We start from the raw sequence: 24,000 nt of genomic DNA on the forward strand, positions 1-24,000 counted from the left end.
TGATGTAGCCCGGGCCAGGCGTCAGCCGCAGCCCGGGGCATGTCAGGACGCTAACGACAGTTCAGACTTTCCCGTATGTTGCGCCAGCCACTCGCTGATACGCGCCTGCTGCTCGGCATTCAGCCACATCCCCTGTTTGGTACGGCGCCAGATAGCGTCATCCAGGCTGCGAACCCACTCGTGTTCGACCAGGTACTTCAGCTCGGCTTCATAAAACTCGTGGCCAAAATCTTCTCCCAGATCGGCAAGCGAAGTCGCTTCGCCAAGGATCCACTCGCTGTTGCTGCCGTAGGTGCGGGCGTAGTGGCGGGCCATTGATTCGCTGATAAACGCGAAGCGACGGCGCAGTTTCGCCGCGTAGTCGTCGCGGTCGCCGCCGATATCGCCGCCGGGCAGAACGGCGGTTTTGGTCCACGCCGGGCCAATCCCCTGATAATACGGCGTCAGTTTTTCCAGCGCATGTTCCGCCAGTTTACGGTAGGTGGTGAGCTTGCCGCCGAATACCGACAGCAGCGGCGCCTGACCGTTCTCATCGTGAATATCGAGGGTATAGTCGCGGGTAATCGCCTGCGGCGAGTCGGATTCATCGTCGCACAGCGGACGCACGCCGGAGTAAGTCCAGACGATATCGTCGCGCGACAGCGTCTTTTTAAAGTGCGCGTTGTAGACGTTCAGCAGGTAGTTGATCTCTTTATCATCGATCGCCACCTCTTTTGGATCGCCGTTGTACTCGACGTCGGTGGTGCCGATAATTGAGAACTCATCCATCCACGGGATGACAAACACGATACGTTTATCTTCGTTTTGCAGGATATAGGCCTGCTTCTGGGTGTGCACGCGCGGCACCACGATATGGCTGCCTTTGATCAGACGGATGCCATACGGCGAGCGCAGATGCATGCCTTCGTCGAAGAAATGTTTCACCCACGGGCCGGTGGCGTTAACCAGGCCGCGCGCGTGCCAGGTGAATTTTTCGCCGCTATCGATATCTTCCGCTTCCACCACCCACAGGCCGTTTTCGCGTTTTGCCGAGATAGCGCGGGTGCGGGTGCGAACCTCGCCGCCTTTACGTACCACCATCTGGGCGTTGGCAAGAACCAGACGCGCATCGTCGACCCAGCAGTCGGAATATTCGAAACCGCGCACGATTTCCGGCTTAAGTACCGATTCCGCGCCAAAGCGCAAACCGGTCGAGCCCGGCAGGCTGGTACGTTTGCCGAGGTGATCGTATAAAAACAGACCGATACGAATCATCCACGCCGGGCGCAGATGCGGGCGATGTGGTAAGCGAAAGCGCATCGGGAAGGCCAAATGCGGCGCCATTTTTAATAACACCTCGCGCTCCGCCAGCGCTTCGCTGACCAGGCGGAATTCGTAGTGTTCCAGGTAGCGCAGGCCGCCGTGAATCAGTTTTGAGCTGGCGCTCGAGGTGGCGCAGGCAAGGTCTCTCGCTTCCAGCATCAGCACGGATAAACCGCGCCCGGCGGCGTCTGCCGCGATACCGGCACCGTTGATGCCTCCGCCTATCACAATCAGATCTTTGATTTCCACGCTCGCACCTCGTTCACTTTCGTTTAAGCTCATAAATGTTCGATATCGCTCACTATAGCAAACAAACGCGCTTTTGGTAACATCAAAAAAACATTTCAGAGTGATGCATGTAACATATTGGCGTTTATTTACCGCCTGACGGTACACTAGCGGGTAAAATCAGGGTCGGTCACCGCCCGTCATGAAGTGCAATAGAGAAGAGAACCATGGAACAATTTGAATGTATCAATGTAGAAGAAGCGCATCAGAAACTGCATCAGCAGAAGGCGGTGCTGGTCGATATCCGCGATCCGCAAAGCTATGCCATGGGGCACACGCCGGGCGCGTTTCATCTGACCAACGATACCCTGGGCGCTTTTATGCGCGATAACGATTTTGAGACGCCGGTGATGGTGATGTGCTACCACGGCAACAGCAGTAAAGGCGCCGCGCAGTATCTGCTGCAGCAGGGCTTCGAGAACGTCTACAGCGTCGATGGCGGTTTTGACGCCTGGCATCGTCATTTCCCGGCGGAAGTCGCGCACGGCTCGCTATAAGCGCGGTACGGTATATACTAGCCCCCTTTGTGTGGAATAAGCGATCCGCTGTATGTTAATGATTACCTCTTTTGCCAACCCGCGCGTGGCCCAGGCGTTTGTCGACTATATGGCGACGCAGGGGGTCATCCTGACTATCCAACAGCACACGCAGAGCGATGTCTGGCTGGCTGATGAAAGCCAGGCCGCGCGGGTGCAGGCCGAGCTGGCCCGTTTTCTCGAAAACCCGGCCGACCCGCGCTATCTCGCCGCCAGCTGGCAATCGGGGCATACCAATAGCGGATTGCATTATCAACGCTTCCCGTTTTTAGCTACCTTGCGTAACAACGCCGGGCCGTTTACGTGGGCGATTTTGCTGGCCTGTATCCTGGTCTTCATACTGCAAAACGTTCTGGGCGATCAGACGATGATGATCTGGCTTGCCTGGCCCTACGATCCATCGCTGAAATTCGAAGCCTGGCGCTATCTTACCCATGCTTTCATGCACTTCTCGCTGATGCATATTCTGTTTAACCTGCTATGGTGGTGGTACCTCGGCGGTGCGGTGGAGAAGCGCATCGGTAGCGGCAAACTGGTGGTGATTACCATTATCAGCGCTCTGCTGAGCGGATTCGTCCAGCATCAGGTTAGCGGCCCGTGGTTCGGCGGTTTGTCGGGAGTGGTCTATGCATTAATGGGCTATGTCTGGCTGCGTGGCGAGCGCGACCCGCAGAGCGGTATTTATCTGCAACGCGGTCTGATCCTCTTCTCTTTAGTGTGGTTAGTGGCTGGATGGTTTGATGTTTTCGGCATGTCGATCGCCAATGGCGCGCACGTGGCGGGCCTGGCAGTCGGGCTGGCGATGGCGTTTGTCGATACGCTAAATGTGCGAAAACGAACGTAGAGATTCCCAGGGATATTTCATGAAACAAACACAACGTCATGACGCGATTATCGAGCTGGTAAAAAAACAGGGATACGTCAGTACCGAAGAGCTGGTGGAGCAGTTTGCCGTCAGCCCGCAGACTATTCGTCGCGATCTGAATGATTTAGCGGAACAAAAAATGATCATGCGCCACCACGGCGGCGCGGCGATGCCTTCAAGCTCGGTCAACACCTCGTGGCACGACAGGAAAGCGACCCAGACGGCGGAAAAAGAGCGCATCGCGCGGAAAGTGGCGAGCGAAATCCCCGACGGCGCAACCCTGTTTATCGACATTGGCACGACGCCGGAAGCAGTGGCCCATGCGTTGCTCGATCATAATGACCTGCGGATTGTGACCAACAATCTCAACGTCGCGAATACGCTGATGGTGAAAGACGATTTTCGCATTATCCTCGCCGGTGGTGAGCTGCGTAGCCGCGACGGCGGGATCATCGGCGAAGCGACGCTCGATTTTATCTCCCAGTTCCGCCTCGACTTCGGCATTCTCGGTATAAGCGGTATTGATAGCGACGGCTCGCTGCTGGAGTTTGATTACCATGAAGTGCGCACCAAGCGGGCGATTATCGAAAATTCGCGCCACGTGATGCTGGTGGTGGATCACTCGAAGTTTGGCCGTAATGCGATGGTGAACATGGGCAGCATTAGTATGGTCGATGCGGTTTATACCGATATCATGCCGCCCGCAGGCGTGCTGAAGGTGATTAAAGACAACAACCTGCAGCTGGAGCTGTGCTAAACGGCGTTATACGCCGTATCCCATCATTTTGAGCAACCGCTGGGCATGCTGAACGGCATCCTGGCGGTGCGCGACGCCCAGTTTCTGATATAGATTGCGAATATGCGTTTTAATCGTGGTGGCCGCGACATCCAGTTCGCCGGCGATCTGCTCGTTGCTGTAACCGGAATAGATAAGCCCTAACACCTGCCACTCGCGCTGGGTCAGCGGACTGGTGCGGATAAGCTCCGGCACTTCCGGGTGGTTCAGCAGCCGTTCGACGAAGCTCTCGTCGAAATGGGCGAATTTATGTCGATGATGCTGGTTAATATCGCGCAGGATACGCTGGGCGCGGTGCTGCTCCAGCTCCGGCAGCGTATTCAGTTGAATCAGCTGACGCAGCTGCTGGGCCATGGCTTCGCCTTCAATCACGAAGTGGTTGATAAAGCCGGTGCGGTTAGCGAGGGTTAAAGCTTCCATTAACACTTTTTGCGCCTCGCCCTTGCGCTCCGCCTGCCAGTACAGCTGGTTCAACAGTAGCAGGTTACGGTTGATATCGCTCATCAGCCGCAGCGAGCGGGCATTTTCATTTAACTCTTCCAGCACCATTTCGGCGGAATCAAAATCACCGAGAAGGATCTGTGCGCGGGCAATGTTGCGCCACTGGCTTTGCAGGAAGTGGTTATTGGCGAATTCAGGTTTCGGCGTCTGGCGCAGCCAGTTGGCCGCTGCGGTTTTATCACCGGTCATCTGCCAGTAGATCACCCGCACTTTGTCGGCGTTAGAGACCCAATCGCTGTGATAGTGGCCGTTGCCCAGCAGATTTTCCAGGCGGTTTAATAAGCTGCGGGCGTTGTCGAGATCGCCGCGCGCCAGCGAGCACTGCACCATCAACGCCAGGCACTGCAACTGCTGCTGCGGCTGGTAGTTTGCCAGCACAGCGATGCCGCTGCGGGCACTTTCTTCTGCTTCATCAAGACGCGCCCACGCCCACAGCAGCTGCGCGCGGATGCGCAACAGGAACTCATGCATCGGCAGCTGTTCAAGATGCTGATCGCGGATAAGCTGGAAAGCTTTATCCTGAATCTCCCATGCCGCCTGCAGGAAGCCCTGGGCAAACAGAATCTCGCTCTGCTGGATCATGCTCCACAGGGCGTAGTGCCAGACGTCATGACGGCGAGCCATCTGTTCTGTTTGCTGCATCACCGCCAGCGATTTGCTCAGGTGGCCTTTGCAGTGCAGCACTTCGCCGTGAACGGAAGTGGCGACGATGCGGCTGTAATAGCTCGCCAGCGGCAGTTCATCCAGCGCCACCATTGCCAGACGCTCGGCTTCGTCCTGATCGCCGGCGTTGATAGCGACCTGCGCGCGCAGGGCGTTGAAATCGCCGTGCATCGCGGTATCCATTTCGACATCCATCTCCTGCTCGGCGCGGGCCAGCAGGGTATTCACTTCGCTATAGCGATGCTGGCTCTGCATCAGCCAGGCCTGTAACAGGATCAGCCGCGGGTTTTCCAGCAGGTTCGACCACGGCAGCGCCGCCAGCGATTGTTCCAGCAGACCCAGCTCACTATGGTTGAACATGCCCCAGGCGTGGTTGAGCAAAATATCGCGCAGCATGGCGGCATCGCCAGCGGCAAGCGCATGATGGATGGCTTCGGTGGGGAACCCCTGCGCCATCCACGCTTCGGCGGCGGCGCGGTGAATTTCCGGTAGCTCGGTGGCCATTTCCCACTGACAGCGCTGGCGCAGGAAGTTGCCGAATAGCGGGTGATAGCGGAACCACTCGCCGGAGTCATCCATCCGGTGCAGAAACAGCCCCTGACGTTCGATCTCTTCCAGTTGCATCTGGCCGTTCTCTTCGCCGGTGACGCGGACGATAAGCGCGTCATTCATCGAGCGCAGCAGCGAGCTTTTTAACAAGAAGCTGCGGGTACGGGCATCGACGTTATCCAGCACTTCATCGACCAGATAGTCGGAAAGGTGGCTGGCGTTAATCCCGGCGAGACGACGGGCGGAGTGCTGGGCTGAGGTGTTTTTCTGCCGGGCGGAGAGGGCGATGAGCTGCAGGGCGGTGGCCCAACCGGCGACGTCATCGCACAGGCGACTGCTGTCATCGGCTTCAATGGGGGAGGCGAGGCGGCAGTCAAAGAACTGTTTCGCTTCCTGATGAGTAAAAGCCAACTGTTGGCTGCCGATTTCCAGTAACTGCTCGCGCACCCGTAGGTTGGCGATCCCCAACTGCGGCAGGTTGCGCGACAGCACTACCAGCGTCATGGTCTCTGGCTGATGGCGCAAGAAGAAGCGCATGGCATCGTGGATCACCGGATTGGTAATCAGGTGATAATCATCAATGACCAGGTACAGCGGACGCTGCCAGTCGGCAAGCTCAATAAACAGCTGCGCAAACAGCGACGGCAGGCTGGCGTACTGGCGCTTTTGCACCATGGCTTCGCTGGCGGCGCAGTGGCCGCCTGTCGCCTGTTGAATCGCCGCAATCAGATAGCTGGCGAAGCGCTCTTGTTGATTATCGCCTTCATCAAGCGAAAACCAGCCAAGGTCATGTTTACCCGAAGCCCACTGCGAAACGAGCGTGGTTTTGCCGTAACCTGCCGGGCTGGTCACCAACGCGAGACGATAATTGTTCGCGCCGGAAAGTTTCGCCAGCAACCGTTCGCGAACCACAGTGTGTTCAAGACGGGATGGACGACTTAATTTTGACGGAATCAACATAGTTCACTTTTTCGCTGTGCAAGAAAGGGATGGGGATTTTTTTTGCGCTTCGTAATTAATGACTCCTAAGGTCGGCGATAATGAAAGTTATTGCAAGTTATGTCCAAAATTGATGCTCTTGAATTTGCTCTCGGTCACAATTTCTCGCTTCGGTTTTTAATTAGCTTTAAACCGGTACCAGAACGCGTCATGCCTCGGTTTACGACGGTTTCGTCCGGGACGAAATTACTTTACCCGGCATTTTTTGTAGTTGATTGTTTTTATTAAATTATCGTCAGTGGATTCTTAGGTTTAATCTATTTCACGTATTTTTGTCATGGCATCTTTTTATTCTGTCAGTAGTTTATTTTTTATTTCACGATAATGGCCTGTGCGAATTTTGCTTTGCGCTATGAATTGCGCTGTAACAAATTTGCCGTTCGTTGCGCTGGCGAAATTATTGTTCTACACGCGCAATAGGGCGGCGAATTCCCGTCGACGAGCTAACGTTAAAGTGGCCGCGATCACAATTTTCGCTCATCCCCGCTACTCCTCCCTGTCTAATCCCCCTCGGGAGGAGGCAGCGGCCTCGGGAGGTCGGCACACTAAGGCTAACGTTTTAGTAAAGGACCAGGATTTCTTATGTCACAGACTTCTTTTAACCAGGCTCAGTTTCAGGCTGCACTGACGCGTCAGTGGCAGCGTTTCGGTTTATCGTCAGCCGCAGAGATGACCCAACGCCAGTGGTGGCGTGCGGTCAGCGGCGCGCTGGCGGAGCTTTTGGCGGCGCAACCGGCGGCGGAAACCGTTAAAGGACAGCGCCACGTTAACTACATTTCGATGGAGTTCCTGATCGGTCGCCTGACCGGTAATAACCTGCTCAACCTGGGCTGGTATGAAGGAGTGAGCGAGACGCTGAAGGCGTACGACATCCAGTTGACCGACCTGCTGGAAGAAGAGACCGATCCGGCGCTGGGCAACGGCGGCCTGGGCCGTCTGGCGGCCTGCTTCCTGGATTCTATGGCCACCGTCGGCCAGTCGGCAACCGGTTACGGCCTGAACTACCAGTACGGTCTGTTCCGTCAATCCTTCGCTGACGGTCAGCAGATGGAAGCGCCGGATGATTGGGGACGCGGCAGCTATCCGTGGTTCCGCCACAACGAAGCGCTGGATGTGCAGGTGGGCATCGGCGGTAAAGTCAGCAAAAGCGGCGAATGGCAACCGGCTTTCGTGATTACCGGCGAAGCCTGGGATCTGCCGGTGCTTGGCTATCGCAATAACGTCGCGCAGCCGCTGCGTCTGTGGCAGGCAAAACATGCCCATCCGTTCAACCTGACCAAATTCAACGACGGCGATTTCCTGCGCGCGGAGCAGCAAGGTATCGACGCCGAAAAATTGACCAAGGTGCTGTATCCGAATGACAACCATCTGGCGGGGAAAAAACTGCGCCTGATGCAGCAGTACTTCCAGTGCGCCTGCTCGGTGGCCGATATTCTGCGTCGTCACCATCTGGCTGGCCGCAAGCTGCATGAGCTGGCGGATTATGAAGTGATCCAGTTGAACGACACCCACCCGACCATCGCCATCCCGGAGCTGCTGCGCGTGCTGCTTGATGAGCACCAGATGAGCTGGGACGATGCGTGGGCCATCACCAGCAAAACCTTCGCTTACACCAACCATACTCTGATGCCGGAAGCGCTGGAGTGCTGGGATGAGAAGCTGGTCAAGGCGCTGCTGCCGCGCCACATGCAGATAATCAAAGAGATTAACGACAGATTTAAACTGCTGGTGGAGAAAACCTGGCCGGGCGATAAGCAGGTGTGGGCGAAGCTGGCGGTGGTCCATGATAAACAGGTTCGCATGGCCAACATGTGCGTGGTGAGCGGCTTTGCGGTGAACGGCGTCGCGGCGCTGCACTCCGATTTGGTGGTGAAGGATCTGTTCCCGGAATATCACCAGCTGTGGCCGAACAAATTCCATAACGTGACCAACGGCATTACGCCGCGTCGCTGGATTAAACAGTGTAATCCGGCGCTGGCTGCCCTGCTTGATAAGACGCTGAAGAAAGAGTGGGCCAACGATCTCGACCAGCTGATCAAGCTGGAGAAGTACGCCGACGATGCCAAATTCCGTCAGGTTTATCGTGACATTAAGCAGGCGAATAAAGTGCGTCTCGCTGAGTTCGTGAAGCGGCGTACCGGTATCGACATCAACCCGCAGGCGATTTTCGATATCCAGATTAAGCGCCTGCACGAATACAAACGCCAGCATCTCAACCTGCTGAATATTCTGGCGCAGTATAAAGAGATCCGCGAAAACCCGCAGGCCGACCGTGTACCGCGCGTCTTCCTGTTTGGCGCTAAAGCCGCGCCGGGCTACTACCTGGCGAAGAATATTATTCTGGCGATCAACAAAGTGGCCGAGGCGATCAATAACGATCCGCTGGTGGGCGATAAGCTGAAAGTGGTCTTCCTGCCGGATTACTGCGTATCGGCGGCGGAAATGCTGATCCCGGCGGCTGACGTCTCCGAGCAGATTTCCACGGCGGGTAAAGAGGCCTCCGGTACCGGCAACATGAAGCTGGCGCTGAACGGCGCGTTGACCGTCGGCACTCTTGACGGCGCCAACGTTGAAATCGCTGAGCAGGTTGGCGAGGACAATATCTTTATCTTCGGCCATACCGTGGAAGAAGTTAAGGCGTTGAAGGCGAAAGGCTACGATCCGCTGAAATGGCGCAAAAAAGATAAGCTGCTGGACGCGGTGCTGAAAGAGCTGGAAAGCGGTAAATATAGCGGCGGCGACAAACACGCCTTTGATCAGATGCTGCATAGCCTGCTGCAAGGCGGCGATCCTTACCTGGTGCTGGCTGACTTTAGCGCTTACGTCGCGGCGCAGAAGCAGGTAGACGAACTGTATCGCGACCAGGAAGCCTGGACCCGTGCGGCGATCCTCAACACCGCGCGCTGCGGCATGTTCAGCTCCGACCGCTCTATTCGTGATTATCAGCAACGTATCTGGCAGGCAAAACGCTAAGGACAGGCCTATGGAGAATAAACGCCTTGATAATGCCGCGCTGGCGGCGGGGATCAGCCCCAGCTATATCAACGCGCACGGCCAGCCGCAGTCGATCGCGGCGGCCACCAAACAACGTTTGCTGGATGCTATGCATCGTACGTCTACTGCCGCGAAAGCGGCAGTAGAACCGCTGCCCAGCGTCAAGGTTTTTACCCACGGTAAAAAAATGCAGTTGCCGGTAGCGGGAAGCGGCGCGTTTCACTGGCTGCTGACGACCGAAGAAGGTAAGCAGTATCAGGGTGAGACGCGCGGCGGCGAAACGCTCGCTTTGCCTGGGCGATTGCCGACGGGCTATCACACCCTGACCCTCACGCGGGACGGCGAACGCTGGCACTGCCGGGCGATCGTCGCCCCGGCGCGCTGCTACGAACCGCAGGCGCTCAAAGAGGGCAAAAAGCTATGGGGCGCCTGCGTCCAGCTCTACACCCTGCGTTCTGAGGACAACTGGGGCATTGGCGACTTCGGCGATCTACGCGCCATGCTGCCGGAAATCGCCCGTCGCGGCGGCGCGTTTATCGGCCTCAACCCGATTCACGCGCTCTATCCGGCGAACCCGGAGAGCGCCAGTCCGTACAGTCCGTCCTCGCGCCGCTGGCTTAACGTCATCTATATCGACGTCAACGCGGTGGAGGATTTCCAGCGTAGCCCTGCCGCGCAGGCATGGTGGCAGCTTGCGGAAACCCAGCAGGCCTTGCAGGCCGCGCGGCAGACCGCTGATGTCGACTATACCGCTGTCACCGCGCTGAAGTTGACCGCGCTGCGTCTGGCGTGGGCCGAGTTTTCTACGCGTGAAGATGAGCAAATGGCGGAGTTCCGTCAGTTCGTGCTGCGCGAGGGCGAAAGTCTCTACTGGCAGGCGGCGTTTGATGCGCTGCATGCCTGGCAAAGCCGTCAGGATCCGATGCGCTGGGGCTGGCCGGCATGGCCGGAAGCGTATCAGAGCACGAGCAGCCCGCAGGTGAAAACCTTCTGTGCGGAGCATGCCGATGAGGTGAGCTTTTATCTATGGCTGCAGTGGCTGGCATATACGCAGTTCGCCGCCTGTTGGCACACCAGCCAGCAGGACGGGATGCCGATTGGCCTGTATCGCGATCTGGCGGTCGGCGTCGCCGAAGGCGGATCGGAGACGTGGTGCGATCGCGAGCTGTATTGCCTCAAGGCTTCCGTCGGCGCGCCGCCGGATATCCTCGGCCCGCTGGGACAGAACTGGGGCCTGCCGCCGATGGATCCGCATGTAATGGTTGCCCGCGCCTACGAGCCGTTTATCGAACTGCTACGAGCGAATATGCAAAACTGCGGCGCATTGCGTATTGACCACGTGATGTCGGTGCTGCGTTTATGGTGGATACCGTATGGCGAAACCGCCGACCATGGCGCCTATGTGCAGTATCCCGTGGATGACCTGCTGGCGATCCTGGCGCTGGAGAGCCAGCGGCACCGCTGCATGGTCATTGGCGAAGACCTCGGTACCGTACCGGTTGAAATCGTCGGCAAGCTGCGCAAAAGCGGCGTTTACTCGTATAAAGTGCTCTATTTCGAAAATGGCCCTGATAAAACGTTCCGCGCGCCGAAGGCTTATCCACAGCAGTCGATGGCGGTCGCAACGACCCACGATCTCCCGACGCTGCGCGGCTATTGGGAGAGCGGTGATTTGACGCTCGGGAAGACGCTGGGTCTGTATCCGGATGAAGTGGTGCTGCGCGGCTTATATGCCGATCGCGAACAAGCAAAGCAGGGGTTGCTGGATGCGCTGCATCGGCACGGCTGTTTGCCGAAGCGCGCCGGACATAAAGCCTCGCTGATGGCGATGACCTCAACGCTCAATCGCGGGATGCAGCGCTATATCGCCGACAGCAACAGCGCCCTGCTTGGGCTGCAGCCGGAAGATTGGCTGGAGATGGCTTCGCCGGTCAACATCCCGGGCACCAGTACCGAGTATCCCAACTGGCGGCGTAAGCTTAGCGTGACGCTCGAGCAGATGTTTGCCGATGCGCAGGTGAATAAGCTGATTAAAGATCTGGATAAGCGCCGCAAAGCCCGCTAATCCAGAGAGAATTCCCCGGTGGCGCTGCGCTTACCGGGGCTACGGTTGAGAGCTGAAGAACAAAAAGGGAACGAGGATTACACCACCATCCCCAGGATCGTAGGTCGGATAAGGCGTTAGCCGCCATCCGACAAAAAACGGCACCGCGGGTAGCCCGGATAAGGCGCTTTGCGCCGCTATCCGGGAAACGAAGAACAAAAAAGGCCGGGGCGCATGATGCGCACCCGGCCTTTTTTATCTCAGGGAGAGAGGGTTACACCACCATCCCCAGCAGCAGACAACCAACCAGGCCGCACACGGAAATAATGGTTTCCAGTACCGACCAGGACTTGATGGTCTCGCCAATGGTCAGGTTGAAATACTCTTTGAACAGCCAGAAACCTGGGTCGTTCACGTGGGAGAAGATAACGCTACCGGAACCCACGGCGATAACCATCAGCTCCGGGCTAACGCCGGTAGTGGCAATCAGCGGCGCGGCGATACCACCTGCGGTGATAGCGGCAACGGTAGCCGAACCCAGCGCAATACGCAGCACCGCAGCGATAGACCACGCCATAAACAGCGGTGACATATTGGATTCGTGCATGATAGAGGCGATGTACTTATCCATGCCGCTATCCACCAGCACCTGCTTGAAGGCGCCGCCGCCGCCGATGATCAACAGCATCATGGCGATGATTTTGATAGAGGAGGTCAGCGTATCGTTGATCTGCTCCATGGAACGGCCGCGATTGAGGCCGAAAGTGAACAGCGCGATCAGCACCGCAATCAGGGTCGCCATCACCGGGTCGCCGAAGAACTCGGCAACGGGCAGGAAGGCGTGGCCCTTCGGCAGAACCATCTCGGCGACGGCGCGCATCGCCATCAGGATCACCGGTACCAGAGAGGTCCAGACGCTGACGCCAAAGCCCGGCATCTCTTCTTCAGTGAAGGTTTTCGGGTTGTGCAGGCCTTCCGGGATCGGTTTATCAATACCTTTCAGGAAACGGGCGAAAACCGGGCCGGCGAGAATAACCGTCGGGATAGCCAGAATTGTCCCGTAGAGCAGCGTTTTGCCCATATCGGCGTGGAAAATTGTCGCGATAGCGGTCGGGCCCGGGTGTGGCGGCAGGAAACCGTGGGTGACGGAGAGCGCCGCGGCCATCGGTACGCCAACGTACAGCAGCGGGATACGCGCGGAAGCGGCGATGGTAAAGACCAGCGGCAGCATCAGCACGAAACCGACTTCATAGAACAGGGCAAAACCGACGGTGAAACCGGTCAGTACAACGGCCCATTGAATATGTTTTTTACCGAATTTATCAATCAGGGTAGTGGCGATACGCTGCGCGCCGCCGCAGTCCGCCAGCATTTTACCGAGCATAGCGCCGAAGCCCATGATCAGTGCGAGGCTGCCGAGCGTGCCCCCCACGCCGTTTTTGATGGATACGATGACTTTATCCAGAGACATACCCTGCATTAATCCGACGGCGAGCGCCACCAGAACCAGAGCGATGAAGCCGTTCATTTTGAAACGGATCATCAGCAACAATAACAGGGCAACCCCGATAGCTACGATGACTAATGGCATGATTTACCTGGCCTTAACTTGTTATGGGTAACGTTAAAGTCTGAACATCTACAGTATCCGTTCCGCAGAGGAACAAGGATGTCTTGCACCGTAAAGCTGGCTTATTCCTGACCCAGAGAAAGGATAGCTGGCTATTTTTTTGTCGGTGGTGCTTGCTGTGGATGATACGGGTAACATGTGAGCTTTGAGAATGCCCTGCGCGGGGTAAATTTTAAATATGAGACTTAAGTCATACTCTCTGCCGGGTTTTTGCCGTGATGGCTAGTCAGAAATGTTGTGCGGTAACATGCTGAAGGGAGAAGTCGCCCGGCAAACGGATTGTTGCCGGGCGAGAGGGGGAAGCTTAGTAGTAGGAGTGCTCGCCGCGCTGGTGTTCGGTCAGATCGCGCACGCCTTTCAGCTCCGGGAATTCGTTCAGCAGCTGCTTTTCGATCCCTTCTTTCAGGGTCACATCGACCATTGAGCAGCCGTTGCAACCGCCGCCGAACTGCAGGATAGCCAGACCGTCTTCGGTGATTTCCATCAGCGAAACGCGACCGCCGTGACCGGCCAGCTGTGGGTTGATCTGCGACTGCAGCAGGTACTCCACGCGCTCCATCAGCGGGGCATCGTCGGAAACCTTACGCATTTTGGCGTTCGGCGCTTTCAGCGTCAGCTGGGAACCGAGCTGGTCAGTGACGAAGTCGATTTCAGCATCTTCCAGATAAGGTGCGCTGAGTTCATCAACATACGCGGTCAGCTGTTCAAATTTCAGCGCCGTGTCGGTGTCTTCCACCGCATCCGGTGGGCAATAGGATACGCCGCACTCAGCGTTTGGGGTGCCGGGATTAATCACAAATACGCGAATTTGCGTCCCTTCTTCCTGATTTGCCAGCAGTTTGGCAAAGTGCGCTTGTGCAGCATCGGAAATACGGATCATAGCGTTGGCCTAATAGTTGACTATTTTACTGGGTTATAATACGCCCATCAGCGGGGGTCTACAAGGTACGGCACAAACACCATACCTGAACCGTCGCGGCGCCGTTTCGCAAAAGCAGGCGGGAAATCTCGGCGACGGTGCTTCCGGTTGTGACGACATCATCCACAATGGCGATATGGAGGCCCCGAACGGATAATTCAACCTGGAAAGCATTTTTCAGGTTCTGCTTACGTAATCTGGCGCTTAACTGATGCTGCGTTGCGGTACGCCGGCTTCGCGTCAGCGCATCGCCGCGCCAGGCGCAGCCCATCCAGCGCGCCAGCGGGCGACATAGCGCCTCGCTTTGGTTAAATCCCCGACGCCAATGACGGCGCTGCCACAGCGGCACGCTGACAATCCGATCCACTGGCGGCAGCCCGCAATTAAGGCGCAGGCGTAAAAGAAGCAGTCGCGCCAGCGCCGCCGCGAGTTCCGGATGACGGGCAAACTTAAACTGGTGTACCAGCCCGCTTAGCGGTGGGGCATAGCTATTCACCGTCACCAGCCGCTGCCAGGGCGGTGGTTTTTGCAGGCAGCGTCCACAGGGCAAGGCGGGCGCCAATGCCGGTAAACCGCACTGCGGGCAGAGCGATGGCGTGACGAGCAGCGAGGCGGTGCACCGCGAGCACATCCCCCAGTGAGCCATGGCCAGCGGCATTTGGCATAGCCAGCATAAGCTGTGTGCTGTTAGCATAATTCCCCTCATAGTGATGGAAAGAGAACAGTAACTGATGAATGACATCTGGTGGCAAACCACGGGCGAAGGAAATTGTCATCTTGTGCTGCTGCACGGCTGGGGGCTGAATGCCAACGTATGGGATTGCATCACGCCGGAACTGGCTACGCATTTTACCCTTCACCTGGTGGATTTACCGGGCTATGGCCGCAGCGGTGGTTTTGGCGCCTTAACGCTTGAAGAGATGGCGCAGCAGGTCGTTGAAAAAGCGCCGGAGCAGGCTATCTGGCTTGGCTGGAGCCTGGGCGGGCTGGTAGCGAGCCTGGTGGCGCTGCAGCACCCGCAACGCGTGCAGGCGCTGGTGACCGTCGCTTCTTCGCCGTGTTTTGGCGCGCGCGACCAGTGGCCGGGGATTAAACCGGAAGTGCTGAGCGGCTTCCAGCAACAGCTGAGTGAAGATTTCCAGCGTACCGTCGAGCGTTTTCTCGCCCTGCAAACCATGGGCACCGAAAGCGCGCGCCAGGACGCCCGGGCGCTGAAAAGCACCGTTCTGTCGCTGCCGATGCCGCCTGCTGAGGTTCTCAACGGCGGGCTGGAAATCCTCAAAACCGCCGATTTGCGTCAACCGCTCGCCGCGCTGACCATGCCGTTTTTGCGCCTCTATGGCCGACTGGATGGGCTGGTGCCGCGTAAAATCGTTCCTCTGTTGGATGAGCTGTGGCCGCAAAGTGAGTCTGTTGTCTTCGAAAAGGCGGCCCACGCACCGTTTATTTCGCATCCCCAGCCATTCTGTGAGCCTCTCATCGCGCTGAAAAACCGGCTGAATAATTATTTTTAGCGCTGCGTGGTAAATCATCAGGATCGGGCAATACTTAGGTTGTTGCGGTGGTTGATTATTTCGTTTTTGCCGCCGCAAACTAAAAATAACAACCTTATGGAGAGTAAAGGCTATGAAACTTGTTACAGGTATTGTTGCATCTCTGGTGATAGGCTCCCTCTCTTTTGGCGCGTTCGCGGCGAAAGAGATTCAAAAAGATGAAGTCGCGAAGATGAATCTGACCAAGGTCGGTAGCATCACGACTTCCCGTACCACGTCGCCGATGGACGCGAAGCGCGATCTGTCGAAGAAAGCGGATGAGTTGGGTGGTAAGTACTTCGTAGTGATTGCCGGCGAGAAGAACGAGAAGACGGTTCACGCGAACGCCGACGTGTATAAGTAAATCAGGTGCTCCCCGGATAAGGAGCTAGTCGCTATCCGGGGATATCCATTCAGCGCAAAGACCACCACTCCCGCAGGCAGGCTTTCCCTTCCGGGCAGCTTTTACAGCTGCCGGAAAGGCAGCCATCGGCATCTTCGGTCATCTTGACCGCTTTCCCCATCGCTTCCAGGCGGCTCAACATGGCGTCGATCAACGGCTGTGGCGTATGCAGGCGGGCGCTCAGCTGAGCGGCTTCCATGCGCCCCTGCAGAGCCAGCATATCGCGAACGTCAATTAACGATGCCATGATGATTGCTCCTTAGTGGCAGTCGCCGGCTGGGCTCTGGCAGCAAGACGTCGGGGTTTTACGCGTCGCCAGCAGGGAAACATCCACCCGGCTACGCGCCCGACGCAACAGGCCAAAGACCACGACGTTAAACAGAATTACCGCCAGAATACACACCAGGCTGTAGCGCGGGTGTTGGCTAAAGCTCACGGTCTGGTAGTACAGCGTCGACAGCGAGTAGGCGATATTCAACCCCCACAACACCGAGAACATCATCCAACCGCGGCTGGACTCGCGGGCAATTGCTCCCATCACGGAAATGCATGGAATATAGAGCAGGACGAAGATCAGGTAGCTGTACGCGGCGGCGGCGCTGCCGAATTTACTGCCCATCACCCCCATGGCGCCGGTTTCCATTTCGCCATCGCCTTTGCTTGCTTCAATCGGGTTCGCCAGCACGCTCAGGCTAAAGGTGTCTTTCAGCCCCTGCCAGGTTTCATCGACGGCGGCTAACAGCTCGTCGCCAAGGCTAAACTCCTGTGGGTTAAACTCTTCATTCTGGATATCTTCCGCGGTGTAGAGGGTGTTCAACGTACCGACCACCACTTCTTTCGCCATCGCGCCGGTAAACAGGCCGACGGTTGCCTGCCAGTTATCTTCATGCACGCCAATCGGCTTAAACACTGGGGTGATCACTCGGCTAACCGAAGCCAGCGCCGAGTCGTTGATGTTATCGACCACTTTGCCGCTAAGCGAGAAGCTGTTCAGCGCGCTGAGGAAAATACTGACAATCACAATGACCTTACCGGCGCGCAGGACGAAGCCTTTCAGGCGCTGCCAGGTCTGGATAACCAGGCTCTTGATGTGCGGTACGTGATACACCGGCAGCTCCATCACGAACGGCGAGGCTTCGCCGCGCATAATGGTGTATTTGAGCATCAGGCCGGTGAGGATCGCCATCACGATGCCCAGCACGTACAGTGAGAAGACCGCCAGCGCGCCGTTCTGCCCAAAGAAGGCGGCGGCGAAGACCGCGAAAATCGCCAATCGGGCGCCGCAGGACATAAATGGCGCCATCATGATGGTCATCAGGCGTTCACGCGGCGCATCCAGCGTACGGGCGCCCATAACGGAAGGCACGTTACAGCCGAAACCGACGATCAGCGGCACGAAGGATTTCCCCGGCAGGCCTAACGCCTGCATCAGGCGGTCCATTACGAAGGCCGCGCGCGCCATATACCCGGAGTCCTCAAGGAAAGAGAGGAACAGGTACATCATGCCGATTTGCGGCACCAGCGGCAGCACGGTGTTGATACCGCCGCCCAGCCCTTGCGCGAGGAACACGGTCAGCCAGTCCGGGAAGTGCAGGGTGTAGCCCAGCCACTGGATGCCGTGAATGAAGATAGCCACCGAGCCGGCGTCGAAAATCGGCTGCAGGGCGCCGCCGATGTTGATAGCCAGCAGGAACATCAGGTACATCACGAACAGGAAGATCGGTAAGCCGAGGAAGCGGTTAAGGATAATTTTATCCATCGCCGTGGTGAACCGGCTCGGCTCAGCGGTCAGGGTGTTACTGACGGCATCGCATACCGCGGCAATGCTTTGATAGCGGGCATCGGCGATATAGAGCGCCGGATCGTCCATCTCGCCGCTCAGGTTGGCCAGCGCCACATCCAGTTTGTCGGCGGCGTTGCCGGCAAAGGCGCGGCTGTAAATATCGCCTTCTAGCATCTGCAGCCCCAGCCAGCGGCGCTGACGCAGCGGCATATCAGCAGGCATCGCCTGCGCCAGCATATCGGCTTCGCGCTGCAGAGATTGCGGATAGTGCACCAGTTCCAGCGGCTGATTTTGCTCATGGCGGTCAAGCGCCATTTTCAGCGCTTCGATGCCGCGACCGCGGGTGGAGACCAGCGGAATCACCGGGCAGCCGAGGCGGGCCGCCAGCGCGTCGACGTCGATGCGGATTTGCTGTTTTTCGGCAATATCGAGCATGTTTAGCGCGACGACGCAGGGAATACCCAACTCCAGCAGCTGCAGAGTCAGATAGAGGTTACGTTCCAGGTTCGAGGCGTCGATGACGTTAATCAGCAGGTCGGCATCGCCGCTGAGAATATAGTGACAGGCAATTTGTTCATCGAGCGATGTTTGCGAGGAGATGGTGGTCAGCGAATAGGTTCCCGGCAGGTCAACCAGAGTAACCTGGTGGTCGGTGGTGGTGAAGGCGCCTTCTTTACGCTCAACGGTGACCCCCGCCCAGTTACCCACCCGCTGGCGCGCGCCGGTTAGCTGATTAAATAACGTTGTTTTGCCGGAATTAGGATTACCAATTAAACCAACGGTTAATTTTTTCATTTTTCAGACTCTTAGTGCCGGGTCAGGTGTTATTGCGCAACCGCTTCCAGTTCAATTAACGCGAGGTCTTTTTTACGTAATACCAGGCTCACGCGCCGGGTCTCAATATGAATAGGATCGCCCAGTGGCGCCATGCGCACGACATGAAACGAAGAACCGGGCAACATTCCCAGGGAGAGCAGTTTCTGCCGATAAGCCGGGCTAATATCGCGGGAAAAACCGGTGATTTTCCACGCACTATCAGGAGTGAATTGCATAGGGCCTACTTGTTATCGCTAACCGAAAAGAGAATTTCCAGGCGCGGCTATTAAAGCGGCGCTGGGGACTATAGCCAACGAAGAAGAATAAAACTTAACTGATAACGATGATAATGAGAATGGTTTGTATCATCAATACATGGCATGGATAATAAATGCGGTTTTCCGGGGAATTTGCTTATTTTTTGATATGACGCAAGAACGTTGCTGTAGCTAAAAATAAGGGAAAAATTAATTTATTCACTTAATGTTTAATAAAGGTTTCATTAGTTAACAGAATGAAACTTTATAAATTTCGAACTTATTGAAAGGTTACTGGAATATATTAATCGAGGCTCAGGCATTAAAAAGCGGAAAATTGCCCCTCGAAGAGGGGCAGGGAAGGATTAGCGTTTTTTGCCCATCGCGGCGGCCAGCGCATCCATCATCGCGCTGTTGCCGGCTGGCTGAGCATCGCGACCGCGCGGCTTCGCCGCTTTTGCCGCCGGGCGGTTACCCTGCGGGCGATCGTTGCCGCCGCCGCGGCGCGCGTTGCTGTCGCCCGGTTGTTCATCGAGGCGCATCGTTAACGCGATGCGTTTACGCGGCAGGTCCACTTCCATCACCTTCACTTTGACGATATCGCCCGCTTTGACCACGGTATGCGGGTCTTCAACGAACTTATTCGACAGCGAAGAGATGTGGACCAGGCCATCCTGGTGCACGCCGATATCGACGAAGGCGCCAAAGTTGGTGACGTTGGTGACCGCACCTTCCAGAATCATCCCCGGCAGCAGGTCGTTCATCGTCTCAACGCCGTCGGCGAACTGGGCGGTTTTAAACTCAGGGCGCGGATCGCGGCCCGGTTTTTCCAGCTCTTTGATGATATCGGATACCGTCGGCACCCCGAACTTATCATCGGTAAAATCAGAGGCTTTCAGGTTGCGCAGCTCGCTGCTGTTGCCCATCAGATCTTTCAGCGCCTGCTGGGTAGCGGCCAGAATACGCTCGACCACCGGGTAGGCTTCCGGGTGAACGGTCGAGGCGTCCAGCGGGTTGTCGCCGTGGTTAATGCGCAGGAAGCCGGCGCACTGTTCAAAGGCTTTTGGCCCCAGACGGCTTACCTTCAGCAACTGCTGGCGGTTGAGGAACTGGCCGTTCTCGTCGCGCCAGGCGACGATATTCTGCGCCATCATGCGGGTCAGGCCCGCGACGCGGGTCAACAGCGCCACCGAGGCGGTGTTAAGGTCGACGCCAACGGCGTTTACGCAGTCTTCCACCACCGCATCCAGCTTACGCGCCAGCTGCGTCTGACTAACGTCATGCTGATACTGACCGACGCCGATTGATTTCGGATCGATTTTCACCAGCTCGGCCAGCGGATCCTGCAGACGGCGGGCGATAGAGACCGCGCCGCGTAGGGAAACATCGAGGTCCGGGAACTCCTGCGCCGCCAGTTCGGAAGCCGAGTAGACCGACGCGCCGGCTTCGCTGACGATCACCTTCTGGGCGGTCACTTTCGGGAACTGTTTTTGCACGTCGAGGAAGAAACGCTCGGTCTCGCGGGAAGCGGTACCGTTGCCGATAGCCACCAGCTCAACGTTATGTTTTTCGCACAGCGCCGCCACCACGACGGCGGCTTTAGCCGCCTGGCCGGTATGCGGGTAGATGGTATCGGTGGCCACCAGTTTGCCGGTGCCGTCGACTACCGCCACTTTGACGCCGGTACGCAGGCCCGGGTCAAGACCCATGGTGGCGCGCAGGCCGGCAGGTGCGGCCATCAGCAGGTCATGGAGATTACGGGCGAATACGTTAATCGCTTCGTCTTCCGCGCGTTCGCGCACGGTGCCCATTAATTCGGTTTCGAGGTGCATCAGCACCTTGATGCGCCAGGTCCAGCTGACGACGCCTTTGCGCCAGCTGTCCGCCGGGGCGTTATTCAGGCGCAGGCCGAGATGATCGATAATGATCTGCTCGCAGTGGCTCTCTTTCGGCGGCTCATCAAACTGCGGGTCGGCGTTGAGCGACAGCTGCAGCACGCCCTCATTGCGCCCGCGGAACATCGCCAGCGCGCGGTGCGACGGCACGGAAGCGATCGGTTCATGGTGGTCGAAGTAATCGCGGAATTTAGCGCCTTCTTCTTCCTTGCCGCTGACGACGCTGGCCACCAGATGGGCGTTTTTCCACAGATAATCACGTACTTTCGCCAGCAGGGCGGCGTCTTCCGCGAAGCGTTCCATCAGGATATAGCGCGCGCCGTCGAGAGCGGCTTTGCTATCCGCCACGCCTTTATCGGCATCGATATAGTTTGCCGCTTCGGTTTCCGGATCGTGGGAAGGCTCATTCCACAGCAGATCGGCCAGCGGTTCGAGACCGGCTTCAATGGCGATTTGCCCGCGGGTGCGGCGTTTAGGTTTGTACGGCAGGTAGAGATCTTCGAGCTCGGTTTTGCTGAGGGTGGCGTTGATGGCTTTTTCCAGCGCTTCGCTGAGCTTGCCCTGTTCGCCGATCGATTTGAGGATCGCCTGGCGGCGGTCTTCCAGTTCGCGCAGATACCCGAGGCGAGTTTCCAGATTACGCAGCTGCGTGTCATCCAGACCGCCGGTGACTTCCTTACGATAACGTGCAATAAACGGCACGGTGTTCCCTTCATCAAGCAGGCGAACGGCAGCTTCTACCTGTTCGGCTCTGGCCTGAAGTTCACCCGCAATAATGCGGCAGAGCGAATCATTCATCATCGGTTTTATTCATCATTAGGGTCAAAAATCAGGGGATAGTTATACGGGCTGCCAGGCTAAAATGCCAGCCGCGACCGGGTTCTCTCGGAATGTTCCGGCGCTATTTCACGTATTCAATTTCATTGACGTACCAGCTGGCTTCACCCGCTGGAGTGTTAACGATAGCCAGGTCGCCCACCTCTTTCTTCAGTAAAGCGCGCGCCATTGGCGAATCGATGGAGATATAGTCTTTGCGGCCGAAGATTTCATCGTAGCCGACAATGCGAAAGCGCTTGGTATCGCCATCGTCGTTCTCGATCTCCACCCACGCGCCGAAGAACACTTTGCCTTCCTGCTGCGGGGAATAATCGACGATTTTGAGATTTTCCAGACACTTGGTGAGATAACGCACCCGGCGGTCAATTTCGCGCAGGCGCTTTTTATTGTACTGATAATCGGCGTTTTCACTGCGGTCGCCAAGACTCGCCGCCCAGGTCACTTTCTTGGTGACTTCCGGGCGCTCTGTACGCCACAAGTAATCCATCTCTTGCTTCAGTTTTTCATACCCTTCACGGGTGATCAGCGGCGTTTTCATCTGTGGTTCATCCAAAATAATCTCGTCCCGCCGTACCTTAACCAGCCGTTTCGGCAAGGTAAAGCGGTGGGCGCAGAAATCGCGGCTACTGGCTGCGGGTAAAAATGGTAATCACCTGATCAATATGATTTTTCATTGCTTTCTTTGCCGCACGGACGTCGTGGGCCTCAATGGCTTCAAGGATCGCGCGATGCTCCTGTTCCGAGCGATGCGGCATATCGTCCGGCGTATAGTGGCGCTGCAGCATGCGGAACATACTGCCGTAGCGGTGGCCGAGCAGGTGGCCGATGATAAACGCGTACGCCGGGTTGCCGCTGGCCTGAGCGATACGGATATGGAACAGGCGGTCGCCGGGATGGGTGGTTGAACCGGCACGGTTATCGCGACAGTTTTGCTCAAAGGCCTCGCGGATAGCGGCCAGCTCTTCGGGGCTGGCGTGGCGTGCCGCCAGCGCGGCGGTTTCCGGTTCGATTAACAGGCGCGCCTGCAGCAGAGAAAAGGGCGGTAGTTCGGCGTTAAAATCGAGGTCTATGTTGAGTTCGTCGTCGATCTCCGTCCACTGGTCGCGACCGGCCTGCGCCATCACCGGCTCTTTGGTGGCGACGAGCGGCGTTTGCGATTTGACGATTACCCCGTTGCCGACGCGCACGTCCACCAGGCCAATCACCTCCAACGCAATCAGCGCTTCGCGCACCGATGCGCGGCTGACGTTCAATTGCTGGGCTAAATCTCGCTCAGACGGAAGACGACTGCCGGGCGGAAATTCGTTGTTCTCAATTAATCGCTTGAGTTGGTCTGCTATCTGTCTGTAAATCCTTGGGTTTTCCAGTCTGGTAATCGGCATGTTTCACCTTTGCTCATGCGATAGACAGTGATAAAGCGCACAAATATTGGCCAGCACACTTGAGTGTTTGTTAGTCGAGTGTAATTAATTGGTTAACCAATGTGCCGTTTGTGGCCGTTTTTGCAACATCTAAGCTTCACGATAGCGGGTTATGCCTGACTTGTCATGCGAAAGGTCAGGCCTTTGACTACCACCAATGGCCTGACCATTAGTCCTTTAGACCAGGGGAGAGAAATGGAACTAACCGGAAAACGCGTTTTGATTACCGCCGCAGGGCAGGGGATTGGCAACAGCTGCGCGCGGCTGTTTGCCGCCGCCGGCGCGGAAGTGATTGCCAGCGATATCAACATTGCCGGATTGAGCGATATCCCCGGCGTACAGGCGCTGCAGCTGGATGTCACCCGCGCGGATGCGATTGCCGCCGCCGCGGAAACGCTGGGCCCGCTGGATGTGTTGTTCAACTGCGCCGGGGTGGTGCATAGCGGCAGCATTCTTGAATGTAGCGAGCGGGAGTGGCAGTTCGCCCTCGATCTGAATGTCACCGCCATGTTCCACACGATTCGCGCCTTTTTGCCGGCGATGATCGCCCGCGGCGGTGGCTCGATTATCAACATGTCATCGGTAGCTTCCAGCGTGAAAGGAGTACCAAACCGCTTCGCCTACAGCGCCAGTAAAGCGGCGGTCATTGGCCTGACCCGCTCGGTAGCGGCGGATTTCGTCACCCAGGGCATTCGTTGTAATGCGATTTGTCCGGGTACCGTCGATTCACCTTCCCTACGCGGACGTATTGCCGAGCAGGCGCGCGAGCAGGGGCTGAGCGAAGAGGCGGTTTATGAGGCGTTTGTCGCCCGCCAGCCCATTGGCCGCATCGGCAAGCCGGAAGAGATCGCCCAACTGGCGCTGTACCTGGCTTCCGACGCCAGCGCCTACACCACCGGCACGGTGCAGATTATTGACGGCGGTTGGAGCAACTAACCGCGCGGCGCTTTATTTCACTATCAGGAAAACG

The 24,000-nt window shown here is 57.1% G+C and carries 19 protein-coding genes; 8 read left to right on the top strand and 11 right to left on the bottom strand.

Annotated features, from left to right (window positions below; all coding sequences use genetic code 11):
* Positions 1-42: 42 nt before the first annotated feature.
* Entirely contained in the window at positions 43-1,551 is a 1,509-nt protein-coding gene (gene glpD, locus ABLV07_RS09820; protein ID WP_020077778.1) for a glycerol-3-phosphate dehydrogenase, read from the bottom strand.
* A 206-nt stretch (positions 1,552-1,757) separates the two neighbouring features.
* Here glpD and glpE point away from each other — a divergent pair, with 206 nt between their 5' ends.
* The 3 genes from glpE to ABLV07_RS09835 are packed head-to-tail and all read left to right on the top strand — an operon-like array spanning position 1,758 to position 3,748.
* Positions 1,758-2,087: a thiosulfate sulfurtransferase GlpE gene (gene glpE, locus ABLV07_RS09825; protein WP_015369349.1), complete on the top strand. Its 330-nt coding sequence runs from the start codon at positions 1,758-1,760 to the stop codon at positions 2,085-2,087.
* A gap of 52 nt (positions 2,088-2,139) precedes the next feature.
* Positions 2,140-2,970 carry a rhomboid family intramembrane serine protease GlpG gene (gene glpG, locus ABLV07_RS09830; protein WP_015703685.1) on the top strand — a complete coding sequence of 277 codons (831 nt, stop codon included), beginning with the start codon at positions 2,140-2,142 and terminating at the stop codon, positions 2,968-2,970.
* A 19-nt stretch (positions 2,971-2,989) separates the two neighbouring features.
* Entirely contained in the window at positions 2,990-3,748 is a 759-nt protein-coding gene (locus ABLV07_RS09835; RefSeq protein WP_046883666.1) for a DeoR/GlpR family transcriptional regulator, read from the top strand.
* A 6-nt stretch (positions 3,749-3,754) separates the two neighbouring features.
* Here the strand turns inward: ABLV07_RS09835 and malT are convergent, their stop codons facing one another.
* Positions 3,755-6,460: an HTH-type transcriptional regulator MalT gene (malT, locus tag ABLV07_RS09840; RefSeq protein WP_015369352.1), complete on the bottom strand. Its 2,706-nt coding sequence runs from the start codon at positions 6,458-6,460 to the stop codon at positions 3,755-3,757.
* Between the two features lie 621 nt (positions 6,461-7,081).
* Between malT and malP the strand changes: the two genes are divergently transcribed.
* Both malP and malQ read left to right on the top strand, forming a co-directional pair.
* Positions 7,082-9,472: a maltodextrin phosphorylase gene (malP, locus tag ABLV07_RS09845; protein ID WP_015703683.1), complete on the top strand. Its 2,391-nt coding sequence runs from the start codon at positions 7,082-7,084 to the stop codon at positions 9,470-9,472.
* 10 nt (positions 9,473-9,482) lie between these two features.
* Positions 9,483-11,558: a 4-alpha-glucanotransferase gene (malQ, locus tag ABLV07_RS09850; protein WP_063445216.1), complete on the top strand. Its 2,076-nt coding sequence runs from the start codon at positions 9,483-9,485 to the stop codon at positions 11,556-11,558.
* A gap of 253 nt (positions 11,559-11,811) precedes the next feature.
* Here malQ and gntT read toward each other — a convergent pair whose 3' ends face one another.
* From gntT to gntX, 3 genes are all read right to left on the bottom strand, one after another.
* Positions 11,812-13,128, bottom strand: coding sequence for a gluconate transporter (gene gntT, locus ABLV07_RS09855; RefSeq protein ID WP_348853704.1), 1,317 nt, complete (start codon positions 13,126-13,128; stop codon positions 11,812-11,814).
* 343 nt (positions 13,129-13,471) lie between these two features.
* Complete coding sequence (gene nfuA / locus ABLV07_RS09860; protein WP_015369356.1) at positions 13,472-14,047, bottom strand: Fe-S biogenesis protein NfuA; 576 nt, start codon at positions 14,045-14,047, stop codon at positions 13,472-13,474.
* A gap of 58 nt (positions 14,048-14,105) precedes the next feature.
* Positions 14,106-14,780, bottom strand: a complete 675-nt coding sequence (gene gntX, locus ABLV07_RS09865) for a DNA utilization protein GntX (RefSeq protein ID WP_032706492.1) — start codon at positions 14,778-14,780, stop codon at positions 14,106-14,108.
* Positions 14,781-14,817: 37 nt separating this feature from the next.
* Here gntX and bioH point away from each other — a divergent pair, with 37 nt between their 5' ends.
* Both bioH and ABLV07_RS09875 read left to right on the top strand, forming a co-directional pair.
* On the top strand, positions 14,818-15,600 hold the full coding sequence (bioH, locus tag ABLV07_RS09870; protein WP_032713170.1) for a pimeloyl-ACP methyl ester esterase BioH: 783 nt from the start codon (positions 14,818-14,820) through the stop codon (positions 15,598-15,600).
* A gap of 112 nt (positions 15,601-15,712) precedes the next feature.
* Positions 15,713-15,982, top strand: coding sequence for a YdgH/BhsA/McbA-like domain containing protein (locus ABLV07_RS09875; protein WP_015369359.1), 270 nt, complete (start codon positions 15,713-15,715; stop codon positions 15,980-15,982).
* A gap of 49 nt (positions 15,983-16,031) precedes the next feature.
* Here ABLV07_RS09875 and feoC read toward each other — a convergent pair whose 3' ends face one another.
* From feoC to ABLV07_RS09905, 6 genes are all read right to left on the bottom strand, one after another.
* A complete protein-coding gene (gene feoC / locus ABLV07_RS09880; RefSeq protein WP_059304497.1) occupies positions 16,032-16,268 on the bottom strand; it encodes a [Fe-S]-dependent transcriptional repressor FeoC in 237 nt (78 codons plus the stop codon).
* A 12-nt stretch (positions 16,269-16,280) separates the two neighbouring features.
* Complete coding sequence (gene feoB, locus ABLV07_RS09885; RefSeq protein WP_126337327.1) at positions 16,281-18,599, bottom strand: Fe(2+) transporter permease subunit FeoB; 2,319 nt, start codon at positions 18,597-18,599, stop codon at positions 16,281-16,283.
* Between the two features lie 29 nt (positions 18,600-18,628).
* Positions 18,629-18,856, bottom strand: a complete 228-nt coding sequence (feoA, locus tag ABLV07_RS09890; RefSeq protein WP_126028823.1) for a ferrous iron transporter A — start codon at positions 18,854-18,856, stop codon at positions 18,629-18,631.
* A gap of 386 nt (positions 18,857-19,242) precedes the next feature.
* Positions 19,243-21,573, bottom strand: coding sequence for a Tex family protein (locus tag ABLV07_RS09895; protein WP_047064507.1), 2,331 nt, complete (start codon positions 21,571-21,573; stop codon positions 19,243-19,245).
* A gap of 100 nt (positions 21,574-21,673) precedes the next feature.
* Positions 21,674-22,147 carry a transcription elongation factor GreB gene (greB, locus tag ABLV07_RS09900; RefSeq protein ID WP_015703675.1) on the bottom strand — a complete coding sequence of 158 codons (474 nt, stop codon included), beginning with the start codon at positions 22,145-22,147 and terminating at the stop codon, positions 21,674-21,676.
* 85 nt (positions 22,148-22,232) lie between these two features.
* Positions 22,233-22,991: a FadR/GntR family transcriptional regulator gene (locus ABLV07_RS09905; protein WP_015369365.1), complete on the bottom strand. Its 759-nt coding sequence runs from the start codon at positions 22,989-22,991 to the stop codon at positions 22,233-22,235.
* A 234-nt stretch (positions 22,992-23,225) separates the two neighbouring features.
* Between ABLV07_RS09905 and ABLV07_RS09910 the strand changes: the two genes are divergently transcribed.
* Positions 23,226-23,966 carry an SDR family oxidoreductase gene (locus ABLV07_RS09910; RefSeq protein ID WP_020077790.1) on the top strand — a complete coding sequence of 247 codons (741 nt, stop codon included), beginning with the start codon at positions 23,226-23,228 and terminating at the stop codon, positions 23,964-23,966.
* The last annotated feature ends 34 nt before the right edge of the window (positions 23,967-24,000 follow it).

Source organism: Klebsiella sp. CN_Kp097, assembly GCF_040064495.1.
Lineage (GTDB): Bacteria > Pseudomonadota > Gammaproteobacteria > Enterobacterales > Enterobacteriaceae > Klebsiella > Klebsiella aerogenes.

Coding starts and splice junctions, on each gene's coding strand:
- feoA (WP_126028823.1), bottom strand. CDS start 18,856: ATGCAATTCACTCCTGATAGTGCGTGGAAAATCACCGGTTTTTCCCGC.
- gntX (WP_032706492.1), bottom strand. CDS start 14,780: ATGCTAACAGCACACAGCTTATGCTGGCTATGCCAAATGCCGCTGGCC.
- feoC (WP_059304497.1), bottom strand. CDS start 16,268: ATGGCATCGTTAATTGACGTTCGCGATATGCTGGCTCTGCAGGGGCGC.
- glpE (WP_015369349.1), top strand. CDS start 1,758: ATGGAACAATTTGAATGTATCAATGTAGAAGAAGCGCATCAGAAACTG.
- ABLV07_RS09905 (WP_015369365.1), bottom strand. CDS start 22,991: ATGCCGATTACCAGACTGGAAAACCCAAGGATTTACAGACAGATAGCA.
- ABLV07_RS09835 (WP_046883666.1), top strand. CDS start 2,990: ATGAAACAAACACAACGTCATGACGCGATTATCGAGCTGGTAAAAAAA.
- nfuA (WP_015369356.1), bottom strand. CDS start 14,047: ATGATCCGTATTTCCGATGCTGCACAAGCGCACTTTGCCAAACTGCTG.
- ABLV07_RS09875 (WP_015369359.1), top strand. CDS start 15,713: ATGAAACTTGTTACAGGTATTGTTGCATCTCTGGTGATAGGCTCCCTC.
- ABLV07_RS09895 (WP_047064507.1), bottom strand. CDS start 21,573: ATGATGAATGATTCGCTCTGCCGCATTATTGCGGGTGAACTTCAGGCC.
- feoB (WP_126337327.1), bottom strand. CDS start 18,599: ATGAAAAAATTAACCGTTGGTTTAATTGGTAATCCTAATTCCGGCAAA.
- glpG (WP_015703685.1), top strand. CDS start 2,140: ATGTTAATGATTACCTCTTTTGCCAACCCGCGCGTGGCCCAGGCGTTT.
- greB (WP_015703675.1), bottom strand. CDS start 22,147: ATGAAAACGCCGCTGATCACCCGTGAAGGGTATGAAAAACTGAAGCAA.
- ABLV07_RS09910 (WP_020077790.1), top strand. CDS start 23,226: ATGGAACTAACCGGAAAACGCGTTTTGATTACCGCCGCAGGGCAGGGG.
- bioH (WP_032713170.1), top strand. CDS start 14,818: ATGAATGACATCTGGTGGCAAACCACGGGCGAAGGAAATTGTCATCTT.
- malP (WP_015703683.1), top strand. CDS start 7,082: ATGTCACAGACTTCTTTTAACCAGGCTCAGTTTCAGGCTGCACTGACG.
- malT (WP_015369352.1), bottom strand. CDS start 6,460: ATGTTGATTCCGTCAAAATTAAGTCGTCCATCCCGTCTTGAACACACT.
- malQ (WP_063445216.1), top strand. CDS start 9,483: ATGGAGAATAAACGCCTTGATAATGCCGCGCTGGCGGCGGGGATCAGC.
- gntT (WP_348853704.1), bottom strand. CDS start 13,128: ATGCCATTAGTCATCGTAGCTATCGGGGTTGCCCTGTTATTGTTGCTG.